Annotated in this window: 15 protein-coding genes; 11 read left to right on the top strand and 4 right to left on the bottom strand. The window is 53.8% G+C overall.

All coding sequences use genetic code 11. The features are described 5' to 3' along the window. Positions 1-492 precede the first annotated feature (492 nt). The 3 genes from PN477_RS14175 to cbiM all read left to right on the top strand — a co-directional run bounded on the left by PN477_RS14175 (position 493) and on the right by cbiM (position 2,443). Complete coding sequence (locus tag PN477_RS14175) at positions 493-1,242, top strand: hypothetical protein (protein ID WP_272119633.1); 750 nt, start codon at positions 493-495, stop codon at positions 1,240-1,242. Between the two features lie 86 nt (positions 1,243-1,328). After that, positions 1,329-1,790, top strand: coding sequence for a carboxypeptidase-like regulatory domain-containing protein (locus PN477_RS14170; RefSeq protein WP_272119632.1), 462 nt, complete (start codon positions 1,329-1,331; stop codon positions 1,788-1,790). Continuing rightward, positions 1,790-2,443 carry a cobalt transporter CbiM gene (cbiM, locus tag PN477_RS14165; protein ID WP_272119631.1) on the top strand — a complete coding sequence of 218 codons (654 nt, stop codon included), beginning with the start codon at positions 1,790-1,792 and terminating at the stop codon, positions 2,441-2,443. Before PN477_RS14170 ends, cbiM begins: the two co-directional genes overlap by 1 nt. Positions 2,444-2,544: 101 nt before the next feature. Here cbiM and PN477_RS14160 read toward each other — a convergent pair whose 3' ends face one another. The 4 genes from PN477_RS14160 to PN477_RS14145 all read right to left on the bottom strand — a co-directional run bounded on the left by PN477_RS14160 (position 2,545) and on the right by PN477_RS14145 (position 7,297). Beyond that, a complete protein-coding gene (locus PN477_RS14160; RefSeq protein WP_272119630.1) occupies positions 2,545-3,366 on the bottom strand; it encodes a hypothetical protein in 822 nt (273 codons plus the stop codon). Between the two features lie 86 nt (positions 3,367-3,452). Continuing rightward, positions 3,453-5,228, bottom strand: coding sequence for a ribonuclease J (locus tag PN477_RS14155; RefSeq protein ID WP_272119629.1), 1,776 nt, complete (start codon positions 5,226-5,228; stop codon positions 3,453-3,455). A gap of 19 nt (positions 5,229-5,247) precedes the next feature. Further along, positions 5,248-6,150 carry a 4-hydroxy-tetrahydrodipicolinate synthase gene (gene dapA / locus PN477_RS14150; protein ID WP_272119628.1) on the bottom strand — a complete coding sequence of 301 codons (903 nt, stop codon included), beginning with the start codon at positions 6,148-6,150 and terminating at the stop codon, positions 5,248-5,250. A gap of 97 nt (positions 6,151-6,247) precedes the next feature. Next, the gene (locus PN477_RS14145; protein ID WP_272119627.1) at positions 6,248-7,297 is read right to left on the bottom strand and encodes an aspartate-semialdehyde dehydrogenase; all 1,050 of its coding nucleotides are present in this window, start codon (positions 7,295-7,297) and stop codon (positions 6,248-6,250) included. A gap of 71 nt (positions 7,298-7,368) precedes the next feature. On the opposite strand from PN477_RS14145, the gene PN477_RS14140 reads away from it, so the two are divergent. From PN477_RS14140 to PN477_RS14105, 8 genes are all read left to right on the top strand, one after another. Continuing rightward, positions 7,369-7,611: a hypothetical protein gene (locus tag PN477_RS14140; RefSeq protein WP_272147360.1), complete on the top strand. Its 243-nt coding sequence runs from the start codon at positions 7,369-7,371 to the stop codon at positions 7,609-7,611. Positions 7,612-8,060: 449 nt separating this feature from the next. After that, entirely contained in the window at positions 8,061-9,467 is a 1,407-nt protein-coding gene (gene tig, locus PN477_RS14135; protein WP_272119625.1) for a trigger factor, read from the top strand. A 189-nt stretch (positions 9,468-9,656) separates the two neighbouring features. Next, positions 9,657-10,349, top strand: coding sequence for an ATP-dependent Clp endopeptidase proteolytic subunit ClpP (gene clpP, locus PN477_RS14130; RefSeq protein WP_334310548.1), 693 nt, complete (start codon positions 9,657-9,659; stop codon positions 10,347-10,349). A 9-nt stretch (positions 10,350-10,358) separates the two neighbouring features. After that, complete coding sequence (gene clpX / locus PN477_RS14125; RefSeq protein ID WP_272119624.1) at positions 10,359-11,705, top strand: ATP-dependent protease ATP-binding subunit ClpX; 1,347 nt, start codon at positions 10,359-10,361, stop codon at positions 11,703-11,705. Further along, the gene (locus PN477_RS14120) at positions 11,706-12,557 is read left to right on the top strand and encodes an alpha/beta fold hydrolase (protein WP_272119623.1); all 852 of its coding nucleotides are present in this window, start codon (positions 11,706-11,708) and stop codon (positions 12,555-12,557) included. It begins immediately after the preceding gene. Positions 12,558-12,647: 90 nt separating this feature from the next. After that, positions 12,648-13,883: a tryptophan synthase subunit beta gene (gene trpB, locus PN477_RS14115; RefSeq protein ID WP_417158823.1), complete on the top strand. Its 1,236-nt coding sequence runs from the start codon at positions 12,648-12,650 to the stop codon at positions 13,881-13,883. A gap of 12 nt (positions 13,884-13,895) precedes the next feature. After that, positions 13,896-14,522, top strand: a complete 627-nt coding sequence (locus PN477_RS14110) for a ribonuclease D (RefSeq protein ID WP_272119621.1) — start codon at positions 13,896-13,898, stop codon at positions 14,520-14,522. Between the two features lie 184 nt (positions 14,523-14,706). Further along, the gene (locus tag PN477_RS14105) at positions 14,707-16,770 is read left to right on the top strand and encodes an adenylate/guanylate cyclase domain-containing protein (RefSeq protein ID WP_272147359.1); all 2,064 of its coding nucleotides are present in this window, start codon (positions 14,707-14,709) and stop codon (positions 16,768-16,770) included. Positions 16,771-17,002 lie beyond the last annotated feature (232 nt).

The following is a 17,002-nucleotide window of genomic DNA, read 5'->3' as shown; positions in this document are numbered from 1 at the left end:
TTCCCTGCTCAAATCGCCAAATTGGCTAGAGCAGATTTTTCTCTCATCACAAAGAATCAGCCCTACCTTTTTAAGGGGGGCTAGGGGGGATCGAGAGAAGGTGAACATCGTTAAGAGCAGTTTGTGTATAAGCAGTAGCCCCTAGGGAGAGGGCTAGGGTGAGGGCTTGCCGGGATCTGGCTAATTTTGTCAGTCAACCAGATCCACCCCTGTCCTCTGTCGCCGCGATGTGGATCAGGATCATCGACCCAGACGAAGTTTTTAGGGTTCAAGTCACGTCAAGAAAAATCAAAAAGATAGCCAAAGTCTAGGGTAAGTATCCCCTTGTGGGGCATTGAATTTTAATCATTAATCCTCAACAATACCTACAATGCTTCGTTGTTAGAATGGTGCGCGTTTGTTACATCATTTTACGACTATGTTTCAAGTCTTCAATAAAGGGAATAAATGTTGATTATCCAAAAAACAAAGTGGATCGGATTAGCAATTGGTTTGGTATCTGTTGCTACAGGATGTACCCAAGCCGAGCCGGAAACATCCACAGGGCAGCTACGCTTGGTGGCGAATGGTGAAGCGTTTACCCACGAAGGCTTAGTCACAAAAGATGGCTGGGAAGTGGAATTTGAACGGGTGATGCTGAACCTGGATGCTGTGGTCGCGTCCCAAAACGACGCGATGACGCAAGACGAGTCCGATGCACCGTCTCAAGCGGTGGTCTTGGTGGATGAGCCGATGGTGGTGGATCTGAAGGAGGGCGAAGCGGGAGCCGTCACGGTGGTCACCCAAGATGCCGTGCCGACGGGGGCTTATAATGCGATCGCTTGGCAACTGGTGAGCCAACCTGATACCCCAGCGATTCAACTGATCGGCGTGGCCCGCAAAGACGAAACCACCCTCAACTTTCAACTCCAGTTTGATCGTTCCCTCGCCTATCGTTGCGGAGACTATGTGGGAGATCAACGGAAAGGGCTAGTCAAACCAGACGAAACGGGAGAATTGGAAATCACCACCCATTGGGATCATTTATTTGGAGATGGTACGGCTGCCCCTGATGAGGATATTAATACGGGTGCGTTAGGTTTTACTCCCATTGCTGCCTTTGCAAATGAAGGGACAGTGGCGATCTCTTACTCAGAACTGATGCAACAACTGAGTCCTGAAGATGCCGAAATCTTAACTAAAACTTTAGATGGCATGGGTCATGTGGGAGAAGGCCATTGTGAGTCTGCTGCGGTATCCTAAGATGATCAAAAGACTGGCGGTTAACCTGTTTAAATGTGATGTGTTTCGAGGGTGAAAAGATGATATTTCGATCCATGGTTAATGTCATGAACATACGATATTTAATTCCCTTTCTGGTGATGTGGGGGGGAGCTACGCCGGCGATCGCCCACGGCAGTTCCGTGGATTTTTCCCTGCGTCAAGCGGTGGAAATTACCGCCACCTATGAAAACGGTGATCCCATGGACGAGGCGCAGGTGTCCATCTATGCCCCGGATGATCCCGAAACACCCTGGCAAACTGGGCTGACCGATGGCGAAGGCACGTTTCAGTTTGCACCGGATCAAGCCGGGCAGTGGGATGTGAAAGTGCGCAAAGCCGGCCATGGCAATTTGGTGACCATTCCCATCAACGCGACCACAACAGAAGCCTCGGTGGCCTCGGTGGCTTCGGTGGCCTCCGGATCGAGTCCCTATTCCCCTGCCCAAAAAGGCATGATGGCGATCGCGATCGTCTGGGGTTGTGTCGGCACAGCCCTATTTTTTACCCGTAAACCCGTAAAACAATAATGCATATTCCAGATGGTCTTTTGCCCGCTCAGTTAATGGTGGGCGGGTATGCGCTCACGGGCGGTGTGACGTGGTTGTGTCTGCGTCAAATTCAGCGCAGGTCTGACCCCACGATGCAGTTACCCAAAGTGGCATTGCTCACCGCTGCCTTTTTTGTCACCTCTTTGATTCATATTCCCATGCCTCCGGCCAGCATTCATTTAGTGCTCAATGGCCTGTTGGGGATTGTGTTGGGCTATTACAGTTTCCCCGCGATTTTGGTGGGTCTCTTTTTCCAAGCGGTGATGTTTGGCCATGGGGGGATTTCGAGTTTGGGCGTGAATGCGCTGATCATGGGGCTGCCGGCGTTGTTGGCTTACAATCTTGTCCAATTTGGCCAGGGGATGTTTCGGCATGTTCTTTGGCGGCAAACGATCTTTTTTCTGGGCGGTGCGATCGCTGTGATCACCGCTGCCGTGATGTATGTGATCATCACCCTCAGCACGATTACCCCCGACCTCAATGCCACCCTTGAGCGCACCGCCACCCTGGCCGCCCTCGTTGGCTATCTCGGTCAAGGCTTATTAGAGGGAGCCTTCACGGTGATGGCGATCAATTTCCTGGAACGGGTGAAGCCGGAAGTGCTCAATTGGGGGGAACCGTCTTCGAGTTGAAGGGGCGATCGCGCCCACTCGCCAGCGCCATGAAAACAGACAAGGGGCTTTTAAAAGCCCCTTGCCATGCGTTCAGTGGCTATCAACCAGCATAAATCGGGTCAGAATAAATCGGGAAAGATTGAATCGATCAATGAGCGAGAAATGGTATCGGGTTTCGGGTTCGAGGTCGGAGTTGAGGGGGGCGGCGTTGACTTAGCGATCGCTTGTGGAGTCGCACCACCGCCCATAAATTTGCGATAGAGCAGTTCCCGAAATTGCTGAACATCGGTTTGCCACAGACTCAGCCGGTGGGTGAAGTAGTCGAGGGGGTCGGGTGGGTTGGGTTCCGGGAGGGCGTAGGTGAAATTACCGGTGAAGAGGAGGCCGGATATTGCATCTTGAGGCCCTTGCTTAAACTGCACTTCAGCAATGTTGAGGCTGAAGGGGCAGCGTTTCAGGACATAATTCAGGGTTAGGGCAGCCCGGAGCGGTTCTTGGCCGAGGGTCTGCCAGGGGCCAGGGGCGAGGAGTTTCTGGGTGATGAATTGCTGGGGGGCTTGGGGATGGTCGGGAAAGCCGATCAGGATTTTGGGGGCGATGCTGAGGCCTTGGTAATGGGCGTGGGGAAATTTGCTCAGGTAGGCTTGGGCGATCGCTGGCCCCTGAATAGTGCTAGGGTCTTTGTCCGTGGTCTGTTCTAGCAACATCAAACGGCGGGCTTGGCTGAGAATATTTAAACCATTGATAAAACTCAACTGCACCATCTGCTCCGACTGAATCGGGGCTTGGGCCAACTCCCAATCCGCCGGAATCACCCCGCTCATTTTCAGCAGATCGACCGTGATCACACCGGGTTTCAAATCCAAAGCAGTGATGTTAATCGCCAATTCCTGGAGTTCAAGAATGGGCAGGGATGATTTTGCGGAAGGGACTGAAGCCATAACACCGTCATCTAAACAACTGCGATCGCATCTCCCCAGCGTCACCCCGCACCAAAAGCAGGCCGTCGCCGGGGAGGGGTTTACGCCTAGGACGCAGCCGATGCCGTCGAGCGTCGCCGCCGTCGGGGTGAAGACGAGTGGGTTGCCGTCGCCATCTCCTGATTGTCCGGGGTTTGGAGCAGGAAGACCACCGAGGGGCGACAGTTCAACTCACGACGAATCAAGCGGATTAACGCCGCTTCAATTTCTTCCTTCAGACCCACCCAATCCATATCGGCCTGATTGGATTGGCTCCGAATAAACTCAGCGCCGCGATCGTTCAACACCCGCGAAATCGAGCGATTCACAATCTGCTGGAACATTTCCCGCTCGATATTACGCGCCACGCCCCGCAGATGAATTTCCGGCCGGGCTAACAGTTTTAACTGAGCATCCACCGCTGCGGCGATCGTCACCACGCCATCTTCGGCCAGTTGTTGACGTTCTTTCATCACATGGTCATGGACAATCCCGGAACCATCCACCAACTTAATCCCCGAAGGCACTTGGCCCGCAATCCGGATGCGTTCTGGCGACACTTCCACAATGTCACCATTATTGATGATCACCATGTTTTCTTCCGGAATCCCCATCGACTGCGCCATCTTGGCATGTTCAACGAGCATCCGGTATTGACCGTGAACCGGCACAAAGAATTTCGGGCGGGTGAGGGCCAACATTAATTTATGGTCTTCCCGTGATCCATGCCCGGAGACATGGATACCATGCTGGCGACCGTAGATCACATTAGCTCCCTTCATAATCAGGCGGTCAATGGTATCCACCACCGCCAGGGTATTCCCCGGAATCGGATTGGCCGAAAAGACCACGGTATCCCCTTCCCGGACGCTGACTTGGCGGTGCTCCCCTTTGGAAATTCGGGTCAGGGCGGCCAGTTCCTCGCCTTGGGAACCGGTGGTGAGGACGAGGATTTTCTCGTCGGGCAAGCTGGGCATTTGCTTGAGGGGCACAAACAAATTATCCGGGCATTTGATGTAGCCCAATTCGCGGGCATGGGCGATCACGTTCAACATCGAACGCCCGACGACGACCACTTTGCGATTGTGTTTTTGGGCCAGGCTCAGGATGATGTTGACCCGATGCACCGAGGAGGCAAAGGTGGTGATGAAAATTCGTTTGGGCGTGCTGGCGATAATCCGATCCAAGTTGGGACGCACGGATTCTTCCGAGGCGGTATGACCCGGCACTTCGGCGTTGGTGGAGTCACTGAGGAGACAGAGCACACCATTTTCGCCATGTTCTGCGAGTTTTTGGAGGTCGAAATGTTCGCCATCGACGGGGGTGTAGTCGATTTTAAAGTCGCCGGTATGGATGACGATGCCAAGGGGGGTATGGATGGCGACGCTGAAGCTGTCGGCCATGGAATGGGTGTTGCGGATGTATTCGACGAGGAAGGAGGGGCTAATTCGCACCATGTCGCGGGGGCTGACGGTGTGGATTTCGGTGCGATCGCTCACACCCGCCTCGGCTAATTTATCCCGCAGCAGAGACATCGCCAAACGCGGCCCGTAGATGTGGGGAATATTAAATTGCTTCAGGTGGTAGGCAATGCCGCCAATGTGGTCTTCATGACCGTGGGTGACAATCATGCCCTTGATCTTGTGGCGATTTTCCTGCACATAGGTCATGTCAGGCAAGACCACATTCACCCCATGCATCCCATCGGTGGGGAAGCCAATCCCCGCATCGAGCAAGACCATCTCATCGTTGTACTCAAAAATACAAGTATTTTTGCCGATTTCATGGAGTCCTCCGAGAGGAATGATTTTCAAGGCAGCAGATTTTGGTTTGGGTTTATTCATTGCAATAGGTTTCAGGTTTCTAAGACTCAGCAGTGTGAGTTAACAGATCGAGATTTTCAAGAACAGTTTTAACTTGAACGCTTTGATCGGGAGAGATTGCACAGAGGGGCGGTCGAACACTCCCCACAGACCAACCCTGGAAGGCTAACGCCGCTTTGACAGGAATTGGGTTGGCGGTGCAAAACAAGACTTTAAATAGTTCAAACAGGCGGAGGTGAATCTGCTGGGCGGTTTGAACCTGGCCCGTTTTAAAGGCTGTCACCATCGTTTGTAACTCCGCACCGACCAGATGGCTCGCCACACTCACCACCCCAGTGCCACCAATGGCGAGGAGGGGTAAGGTCAGGGAATCGTCCCCGGAGTAGAGGGCAAATTCAGGCGGGGTCAGGGTGCGAATTTGGCTGGCACTATCGACATTGCCGCTGGCTTCTTTGATGGCAACGATGGAGTCAAGTTCGGCCAGGCGGGCGACAGTGTGAGGGTCGATGCTTTGTCCTGTGCGCCCCGGAACGTTGTACAGCATCATCGGCAGATCCGGACAGGCTTTGGCGATCGCCTCAAAATGCAGGTACAAGCCCGCTTGCGGGGGTTTGTTGTAGTAAGGAACCACTTGTAAGGTGCCATCTAGCCCTAGTTTAGCGGCTTTTTTCGTGGCCTCGATGGCCTCACGGGTGGAATTTGATCCCGTGCCTGCCATAATCTTACCCCGCGACCCCACCGCCTGCTGCACGACCCGAAATAATTCATATTCTTCGGCCCAGGTCAGGGTTGGCGATTCTCCCGTCGTGCCGCAGACCAGCACGGTATCGGTGCCGTGGGTGACGAGATAGTCTGCGAGTTGTTCTGTGGTTGCGTAATCTACCTCACCGCTGGCCGTAAAGGGCGTAATCATTGCGGTTACTACATTGCCAAAATCACTCACACCGTCATGTTCTCCTGATATCACTATTCACAACGTTACCAATTCTGGCTTGAGGGGAGGGGCGATCGCACCCGCCGCAGCCCTTCACACCCTGAGCCTACAGGGTAGACACTAACTCCGTCCCCTGGGGCTTGAGCCACTGACGTTCTAGCAGCAATTCAGCAATTTGAATCGCATTGAGGGCCGCACCTTTGCGAATCTGATCCCCACTGAGCCACAATTCCAAGCCATGGGGGTGGGAAATATCCTGACGAATCCGACCGACAAGCACAGCATCCTGGCCCGACGCTTCGCTAGGCATCGGGAAATAATTCCGCTGCCAATCTTCGACCAACTTCACCCCCGGCGCTTGGGCAATCAAGTCCCGCGCCTGATCCACCGCAAAGGGCGCATCAAACTCCAGATTCACCGCCTCCGAATGGGCCCGCAACACCGGCACACGCACACAGGTCGCCGTCACCCGCAACTCCGGTGCGTCGAAAATTTTGCGCGTTTCCTGCACCATTTTCATTTCCTCTTGACAATAGCCCTGGTCATTGAGGGGGGAATTGTGGGGAAATAAATTAAACGCCAAGGGATAGGGCAAGATGTCCGCCTGGGGGGGGTCGCCGTTGAGGATGGCTTGGGCTTGGGTTTCCACTTCCGCCATCGCCCGCGCTCCCGCCCCGCTGGCGGATTGATAGGTGGCGACCACAATCCGCCGAATCGGCTGCACACAATGGAGGGGATAGATCGCAACCCCCATCAAAATCGTGGTGCAGTTAGGGTTGGCGATGATCCCGCTGTGGGTTGCCGCCGCGTCTGGGTTGATTTCCGGCACGATCAGGGGGACATCGGGGTGCATCCGAAAGGCGCTGGAATTGTCGATGTAGACTGCCCCCGCCGCCACGGCTTTCGGGGCCCATTCTTTCGAGATGCTGCCCCCCGCCGAGGCCAGGACAATATCCACGCCTTGGAGGGCGGCTTCGCTGACCACTTCAACGGTGAGGTCTTGGCCGTGGAAGGGGAGGGTTTGCCCGGCGGAACGGGGCGATGCGAGCAGTTTCAACGAGTCGAGGGGAAAATTTCGCGCCTCTAGGAGTTGGATGAGTTCGGTACCAACTGCGCCCGTTGCGCCGAGGATGGCGACTTGCAATGAGTTTGACAAAGTAAAACGTCCTCCAAGGAAAAAAAGATCGAGATCGGCAGGGGGAGAGTCAATGAGGATTGATCAAAGGATTGATCAACAAAGGGGAATCCCATCGTCAAGGGGAAGAGGGGGGTACGGGAAGAAATTTCGGCAACGGGGGGAATGGGGCAGCATTTAAACAGCATCAACGGAATCGGGTCACGGGTGAGGCGGGGGCGGAAAAGTTGGGGGGCGAGGGTTGGGGCGATCGCAGTCTGAAATTCTGGGTTGGGAGGGTCTGGACGGTTTTAGGGGAGCTTGTTAAAGCCGATTGCGAGGAGCGATCGCAATAAACGTATCCTAATCCATTTCAGGACAGGTCAGACAGACTCTCGACAGAAAACACCATCAATATACTATTATCATAGGGCTGTCCTGATTGTGCCACGCTTAACCCGTTTCTTTCGCTCACAATCAATCCCGGCATCTAGGGGACTCCACCCCATCAGCATGCCATTGAGACGCTGCAATGATCCCGATCTAGCCTGCTCAAATTAGGACGTGAGATTCTAGAATGGTTAGTCCAGACAGTGCGAGTCAGCCAATCCCCAGGACATCAAGGCGCGGAGCAGCGGACTGTTGTTAACCTAGATTCAGCCGATTGTGGACTCTCCACATATAGTGCCAGAATCTCCCAGTCTGGCTTTGGTTGTTGCGATCAACACAACAGGTTTGGCGGTCTCTTCGACAGTGTCACCCTTCATTTATCCCATAAGTTTACGGTTTGGAAAGCGAGTTGTCCATGAAAGTATCCCAGGAAAAATCACCGAATAGTCAGATTACCCTCACCATTGAAATCCCCGCTGATGCCTCGAAGCAGGCCTACGAAAAAGTCGTCAAGGACTTAGCTCGGACGGTGCGGATTCCTGGGTTTCGGAAAGGCAAAGTGCCCCGTCCGATTCTGTTACAACGTCTAGGGCCAGAACGAGTCCGCGCCGAAGCGCTGGAAAACCTGGTGCAAAGCACCGTGATGAAGGCGGTCTCGGACGAAAAAATCGACGTTTTGGGCAATTATCAAATTCACCCCGACATTAGTGAATTATTGACGCAGTATAAACCCGGCGAAGTGTTTACCTTTAAGGCATCCATGGATGTCCCGCCGGAAGTGACCCTCGGCGACTACACCGCCCTCTCCGTCAAGGCCGAAAAAAGCGAATATGATCCGACCCAAGTGGATCAATTCCTCGCCTCTCAACAAGCCAAAGTTGCCACCTTGGTTCCGGTGGAAGGCCGGGCTGCCCAACGTGGGGATGTGGTGGTGGTGAACTACCAGGGACGCTTGGTGGTGGATGGTGAGGTGAGCGAAGCGGTCATTTCTGGGGCAGAAGCGACGGATTTTCAATTGGAATTGGAATCGGATAAGTTTCTCGAAGACTTGATTTCTGGGATTGAGGGGATGAATCCCGGTGAGACGAAAGACATTCCCGTTGCGTTTCCGGATGACTATGCGCGGGAAGATCTGGCTGGAGAAACGGCCCAGTTTTCCGTGACGCTGCAAGAAATCAAGGAGAAAGAGTTACCGGAACTCGATGATGATTTCGCCGAAGAAATTAGCCGCTTTGAAACCCTGGCGGAGTTGCGCGAAGATCTCGAAACTCAGTATAAAAAGCAGGCTGAAGATACGACCAACAGCCGTATTGAAGATGCGATCGCGCAAGAACTGCTGACCATTGCCGAAATTGATCCCCCCGAAACCTTGATCAAACAAGAGGTGGACATGATCATTCGCCAAACCGTCTCCCAAATGGAACAGTACGGCTTGGATATGCAAAGTGTCCTCAAAGCCGACATGATGCCCACCCTCCGGGAAAATGCTCGCCCCGAAGCCATTGAACGGCTCAAAACCACCTTAGTCCTCGAAGAAGTGGCCCGGCGCGAATCCCTCGAACCCGATCCGGAAAAACTCGATCAACAGGTCAAAGAAATTTTCGAGCAACTGAGCGATCAACCCCTTGATGAAGATCGGGTTCGGGAGTTTGTGTCGAAAGAACTGCTCCAAGCCCAGGCCCTCGAATGGCTGCGGGACAAGGTGACCGTGGAGTTAGTCCCCGAAGGCACGCTGAACCCTCCGAGTGAAGACACCGAAGCCAGTGCCGAAGCTGAAGCCGAAGCCATCCTCGCCGAAGCGGTCAGCACAGAAGAAGAATAATGCTAGAGGATCTGGGGTGGGGGCGATCGCTCCCCAACCATAGCCAGGGCAACGAGAACTCATGCCAGGGTTTTTCCTTGCCTTGCATTGTGATCTTTCAGGCGATCAAACCCCACTCTGGAAAGACATAAGGCATAATGGTCAACAAGCAGAGGGGTAATTCCCTTGTCGTCGTCCCCAAACTTCAGCATGATAGAATCGCAATCATCCCATCCTTCACCCTCAAACCGCTCCACCTATAACTACAACGCCATGAGTCAAGCCATTGTGCCGATGGTGGTTGAGCAATCCGGTATGGGAGAACGCGCCTTTGACATCTATTCCCGTCTCCTGCGCGAACGGATTGTTTTTCTAGGCAGTGCGATCGACGACACGATCGCGGATTCCGTCGTCGCGCAACTCCTCTTCCTCGACGCGGAAGACCCCGAAAAAGATATTCAACTCTACATCAACTCCCCCGGCGGCTCCGTCTACGCGGGCATGGCCATCTACGACACCATGCAGCAAATCCGCCCCGACGTGGTCACCATCTGCTACGGCATCGCCGCCAGCATGGGAGCTTTCTTGCTCTCCGGTGGCACCAAAGGCAAACGCATGTCCCTCCCCAGTTCCCGCATCATGATCCACCAGCCCCTCGGTGGTGCTCAGGGGCAAGCCGTAGACATCGAAATCCAAGCCAAAGAGATCCTCTACATCAAAGACCAACTCAATGGCCTACTGGCTGAACATACCGGCCAACCCTTGGATCGGATCACAGTAGACACCGAACGCGATTTCTACATGTCATCCAAGGAAGCCCAGCAATACGGGCTGATCGACGAAGTGATTAACCCCTCCGCCCTACCCCACGTTACGATCCCTGCGTCGTCTGCATTTCAGTAAGAGGTCACCATGCCGAAGTACGACTCCCATCTCAAATGCTCTTTCTGCGGAAAATCCCAAGAACAAGTCCGCAAGCTGATCGCCGGCCCCGGAGTCTATATCTGTGATGAATGTGTGGAACTCTGTAATGAAATCCTCGACGAGGAACTCATTGATTCATCCAGCCCCGCCACCCAGCCGGTGGCCCATTCCGAAGAGCATCCCCCCAAACGACGGACACCATCGGAACGGCTCAGTTTTACCCAAATCCCCAAACCCACCGAAATCAAAACCTATCTTGATGAGCATGTGATTGGCCAAGATGAAGCCAAAAAAGTGCTTTCCGTTGCTGTCTATAACCACTACAAACGCCTGAGTGTTGTTCACGCGAAGGCAACGAGCAGCAAAGGCACCCAAGATGACTCGGTTGAGTTGCAAAAATCAAATATTTTGTTAATTGGCCCGACCGGATCAGGAAAAACCCTGCTGGCCCAAACCTTGGCGAAAATTCTCGATGTGCCCTTTGCGGTGGCGGATGCCACGACCCTGACGGAAGCGGGGTATGTGGGGGAAGATGTGGAAAATATTCTGCTGCGGCTGTTGCAGGTGGCGGATCTCGACGTGGAAGAAGCCCAGCGCGGCATTATTTACATTGATGAAATTGACAAGATTGCCCGCAAGAGTGAAAACCCTTCGATTACCCGTGATGTGTCCGGTGAGGGGGTGCAGCAGGCGTTGTTAAAAATGCTTGAAGGCACGATCGCGAATGTTCCCCCCCAAGGTGGCCGTAAGCACCCCTATCAAGACTGCATCCAGATCGACACCACTAATATTCTCTTTATCTGTGGTGGGGCGTTTGTGGGCCTGGATAAGGTGGTGGAACGGCGGGTCGGGAAGAAGGCGATGGGCTTTGTGCGGCCCGGTGAAAACCAGTCGAAAGAGCAGCGCACCGCTGATGTGCTCAAGGAACTGGAGCCGGAAGATCTGGTGAAATTTGGCTTGATTCCTGAGTTTATTGGGCGAGTGCCGGTGGATGCGGTGTTGCATCCGTTGGATGAGGAAACCTTGGTGGCGATCTTGACGGAACCCCGCAATGCCTTGGTGAAGCAATATCAAAAGCTGCTGCGCATGGATAATGTCCAACTGGAGTTTGATGAAGAGTCGGTGCGGGCGATCGCGCGTGAAGCCTACCGCCGCAAAACCGGAGCGCGGGCCCTACGCGGCATTGTCGAAGAATTAATGCTCGAAGTGATGTATGAACTGCCCTCCCGCAAGGATGTGCATCGCTGTGTGATTACCCCGGAAATGGTGGAGAAGCGATCGACCGCCGAACTGCTGGTTCATCCCTCCACCCTGCCCAAACCGGAATCCGCTTAGATGATGGTGGAGACAGTGACCCTGCGCGGCGTTCCCCACTATTACGAATGGGTGAAATCAGACTCCTCCACACCGAAGCCGGTGTTGGTGTTTATGCATGGTTGGGGCGGCTCGGCTCGCTATTGGCGCAATACCGCCGAGATCCTGTCCGATGGGTTTGATTGTTTGCTCTACGACTTGCGTGGCTTTGGGCGATCGCCCCTCCCGCCCGATTGCACCCTCGGCTACGAACTGCACGACTACGCCGATGATCTGGCCCTCCTGCTCGATCAGTTGGAGATTGATCAAATCACCCTCAACGCCCATTCTTTGGGGGCTTCGATCGCGGCAGTCTTTGCGGATCGGTATTGCGATCGCCTCCAACGCTTGATCCTCACCTGTAGCGGCATCTTCGCCTATAACCGGATCACCTTCCCCCTCTTCCATCGCGCCAGTGAATACGTGGTCAAATTCCGCTTTCCCTGGTTCCTGAATGTGCCCCTCGCCGAACACCTGTTCATGAGCCGCTTCCTCCATCGCCCCCTCCCCAGTGCGATCAGCCGCGAATTTCTCGCTGACTACCTCGACGCAGACCAAGCCGCCGCCATGGGCACGATCTACACCGCCGTCAGCGAACAGGCCGCCCAAACCATGCCCACCGTTTTCCAACAGATCCAAGCCCCCACCCTCTTAATTTCCGGGCAAAAGGATCAAATCATTCCCCCCAGACTCGGCCGCAGTGCCGCCGCCCTCAACCCCAAGATCACCCATATTGAACTGGCGAAAACGGGTCATTTTCCGATGTTAGAAGTGCCCGATACCTACCATCCCGCTGTCCGTGAGTTTTTGGAGTTGCCGAATCGGGCGGCCTAAGGCGGGCGATCGCCTTTCGTTCCTAACCCTCAATGGAACGAAACTTCGTATAATAAAAATCTGTTGAACGACCCCGAAACCCTAGCCACTGTGACCACCACTCCCCTGTCCCCAACCTCCACCCAACCGGATCAACTCGGCCGCTTTGGTCGCTTTGGGGGGAAATATGTCCCCGAAACCCTGATGCCCGCCCTGACGGAATTGGAAACCGCCTATCAGCAATACCGCCATGATCCAGAGTTTCAAGCGGAATTGAATGGCCTCCTCAAAGACTATGTGGGTCGTCCGAGTCCCCTCTACTTTGCCGAACGCTTAACGGCCCATTACGCCCGTCCCGACGGTTCCGGCCCCCAGATTTACCTAAAGCGCGAAGACCTCAACCACACCGGGGCCCATAAAATTAACAACGCCCTCGCCCAAGCCATCCTCGCTAAACGGATGGGCAAGCAGCGGATTATTGCCGAAACCGGAGCGGGACAGCATGGCGTAGCCACGGCCACCGTCTGCGCTCGGTTTGGTTTGGACTGCGTGATCTACATGGGCGTTCAGGATATGGAACGTCAGTCCCTCAACGTGTTTCGGATGCGCCTACTGGGGGCCACCGTGCAGCCGGTGGCCGCTGGCACGGGAACCCTCAAAGATGCCACCTCTGAAGCGATTCGGGACTGGGTCACGAATGTGGAAACCACCCATTACATTCTTGGTTCCGTGGCAGGCCCTCACCCCTACCCGATGATGGTGCGGGATTTCCATGCGGTGATTGGCACGGAAACGCGGCAACAATGTTTAGAAAAATGGGGCGGCTTACCGGATATTTTGCTGGCCTGTGTGGGGGGCGGTTCCAATGCGATGGGCTTGTTCCATGAGTTTGTGGGTGAATCGTCCGTGCGGTTGATCGGCGTGGAAGCGGCTGGGGAAGGTACGGAAACGGCTCACCATGCCGCCACGTTGACGAAGGGCCAGCCGGGAGTGCTCCATGGGGCGATGAGTTATCTGCTCCAAGATCCCGAAGGGCAGGTGGTGGAGGCCCATTCCATTAGTGCGGGGCTGGACTATCCTGGGGTGGGGCCGGAGCATAGTTATTTGATGGAGACGGGACGGGCAGACTATTACAGTGTGACCGATGCTGATGCGGTGGCGGCGTTGGAGCGGTTATCGCGTTTAGAGGGGATTATCCCGGCGTTGGAAACGTCCCATGCGATCGCCTATCTCGACACCCTCTGTCCGCAACTTGAGGGTAGTCCGCGCCTTGTGCTGAACTGTTCCGGACGGGGTGATAAGGATGTCCAAACCGTCGCCAAATACCTCAAAATGCGCGAGGCGTAGGATTGAAGAGCCATGGATAAGTTTCACGTTTGCGATCGCGACCTCGATACCGCCAGTTTTGAGCGATATCAACAGGCCGAAGCCCTTGCCCTCGATACCGAAACCATGGGGCTAGTATTGGGGCGCGATCGCCTCTGCCTCGTGCAACTCTGCGACCCCGATGGCTACATCACCGCCATCCGAATCGCCCCCGGCCAAACCGCCGCCCCCAACCTCAGCCGCCTCCTGGAAAATCCCCAAATCACCAAGATTTTCCACTACGCCCGCTTTGACGTTGCCCAATTTCAGCACACCTTCAACACCGTCACCCAGCCCATTTTCTGCACCAAAATCGCCAGCAAAATCGCCCGCACCTACACCGGCAGCCACGGCCTCAAATCCCTCGTCCAAGAACTCGAAGGCATTGAACTCGATAAAAGCTCCCAAAGTTCCGACTGGGGCAACCCCCACAACCTCTCCCCCGACCAACTCCAATACGCCGCCAACGATGTTCGCTATCTCATTCCCCTCCGCCAAAAGTTAATCACCATGCTTGAACGCGAGAATCGCTGGGCATTGGCACAACGCTGCTTTGACTGTCTGCCGGTCATCGTCGATCTGGATATTCTGCAATTCAAAGATATTTTTGACCATAAGTAAGCGTTTGTTTTCTTCGTGCAAAGAGTATAGTCAAGATAGTCAAAACGCTGTGTCATCGTGATGCCCCATGCTTCCAAGTCTGGGCGACACCGCCGACATCATCCCCGGAACAAGTCTGCATCACGCAACAAACGTTATCGGTCTAGCGTGCGGGTTAATGTCCTTTGGAGAGGAGTAGAAACAGATGAGGCTCGGAAGGTTTCCCCATGCCCGCCTTATTCTCTGGTTTGGAATCTTGATCATCAGTTGCCTGGTTCCCGTGCAGGCACAACTGCAATTGGATGCCAACCAAGCCCCGATTCCGAACCATGCCCCCATCTCCCTAAGCACCGATTGGCATTATCGTTGGGACAGCCTACCCGAATTTCCAGAAGGGGTCGAACTGCCCCAATGGAATGAACTAGAAGACTGGCAAACCCTTGATCTGCCGCAAAAATTGCGCGTCGAACCCGACCAAGAAATCCTCTGGCTCGCCGTCCCATTGCCGGAGGTGCGATCGCGCTTCCCCGCCCTCTACTTTCGTGGCATTCCCCACATCCTCGAAGCCTACATCAACGGCGAACAAGTCTATCTCTTTGACGAACTGAAACCCGATGGCACCCTCAAGGAAAAAGAAGGGGAATTTCCCATCATCAACCTGCAACCCACCCACCACGCCCAAATTCTCCTGATCCGCGTCTATGTCGGCAGCGATCGCCTCACCGTCGGCAACGATCCCAGCGTCCTGATCGGCTTTGGTCACCAACCCCTCTACGGCTCTCAACCCGATCTCTTTCGGCGCTTAATTTTTAATGATGGTGTGCGATTTATCCTCGGCTTTCTCTTCATTGTCTGTGGCTTTTTTCCCCTGATCATCACCCTCTTCAAACGCACCGATCCCATCTATGTATCCTTCGCCTTTGTTACCTTTCTGCTCGGCATTTACACCATCACCCCCGCCCAACTGATTCGCCTCCTCTTCAACTACAGCCTCTTCTGGACGTTCATTCATCACACCACCTTTCACCTCCTCCCCGTCAGCCTGTCCCTATTCTTTGAACATGTGTTTGGCGCAGGCCCTAAAAAAATCATTCGTCGTCTCCGGTATGTGCATTTAATCTATGCCCCGATCGCGATCATCCTCGCAAGCACTCCCCTCGTCAGTTGGGGAAACGCCGCCCTCCCCACTCAAATCGGCTCCCTCTTTACCTCCTCAATTCTCATTCTCCTCGCCACTTGGAGAGCCATCAAAGGTGATCCCGAAGCCAAGATTATTTCCTTTGGCTTTTCGATTTTCCTGATCTGTGCAATGCACGATATTGTGATGTACATTTACCCCATTTCAAACTGGGTCACGATCCAGTTTTATCCCTGGGGAATGCTGTTCTTTTTAATCTGTTTAGCCTTCATTGTTGAACGTCGGTTCACCGAAGCCCAAAACCACCTCAAGGCCTATGCCAAAGCATCCGATCGCTTCGTTCCCCATGAATTTCTCCAATTCCTCGGCAAAACCAGCATTATTGATGTCAAATTAGGCGATCAAGTTCAAAAAGAAATGACCGTTTTATTTTCTGATATTCGCTCCTTTACGAGCATTTCAGAAAGTATGCCCCCCGAACGCAACTTTAACTTTTTAAATGCCTATCTCCGGGCCGTTAGTCCGGTGATTCGTCAATACAATGGCTTTATTGATAAATATATTGGGGATGCTGTCATGGCTCTCTTTCCCCACAGTGTTGAAGATGCCATTCATGCCGCCGTTTCCATGCAGAAAGCGTTGGATCAATTTAATCAAAGTGTGCGCGAAGAAGGCTATCCCGCGATTCAAATTGGGATTGGCCTGCACCGAGGGACGTTGATGTTAGGAACCATTGGCGAACAACAACGGATGGAAACGACAGTGATTGCGGATGCGGTGAATCTTGCCTCACGTTTAGAAGATTCCACCAAACGGTATGGCGCGAGTTTAGTGATTAGTCAAAGCACCCTCAATCAATTAAAACATCCTGACCAGTTTTCCTCGCGCTATTTGGGGACAATTCTCGTCAAAGGTAAAAAAGAACCGATCAGGATTTGCGAAATTTATGAGTCCGATGCTACCCATATCCGCGACCTCAAAACCGAAACCAAAGACAGTTTTGAAGCTGCTATTGATCTCTACGACCAAGGCAAATTAGAGGCAGCGGCGCAACTGTTTCAATCGGTCTGTGCTGAGAATCCTGAAGATGCTGTGGCGAAACTCTGCTTGCTGCGGTGTAAGCATCTGTGACGATCGCCCTAGGCAGCGGCTAAATTTGGCTAAATTTCCAGTTTGTACGCTCCTTACCCTCACCCCAAACCCCTCTCCCAGAGGGCTACTGCTTATCTTAAAATGTGCAAAGAAGACTCCCACTATAAAGCGAGTCCGAGTAGAGTTACCGAAGGTAACGGCGGACGTGCCTTTTAGTGGCGAGATGAATTTGCACCAACAAACAAATCGAGCGACAGCGAGTCCTTTAATT

Origin of the sequence: Spirulina subsalsa CS-330, from assembly GCF_028330765.1 — a bacterium.
GTDB classification, from domain to species: Bacteria; Cyanobacteriota; Cyanobacteriia; order Cyanobacteriales; family Spirulinaceae; genus Spirulina; species Spirulina subsalsa_A.
This window is presented reverse-complemented; position numbering and strand designations above follow the sequence as displayed.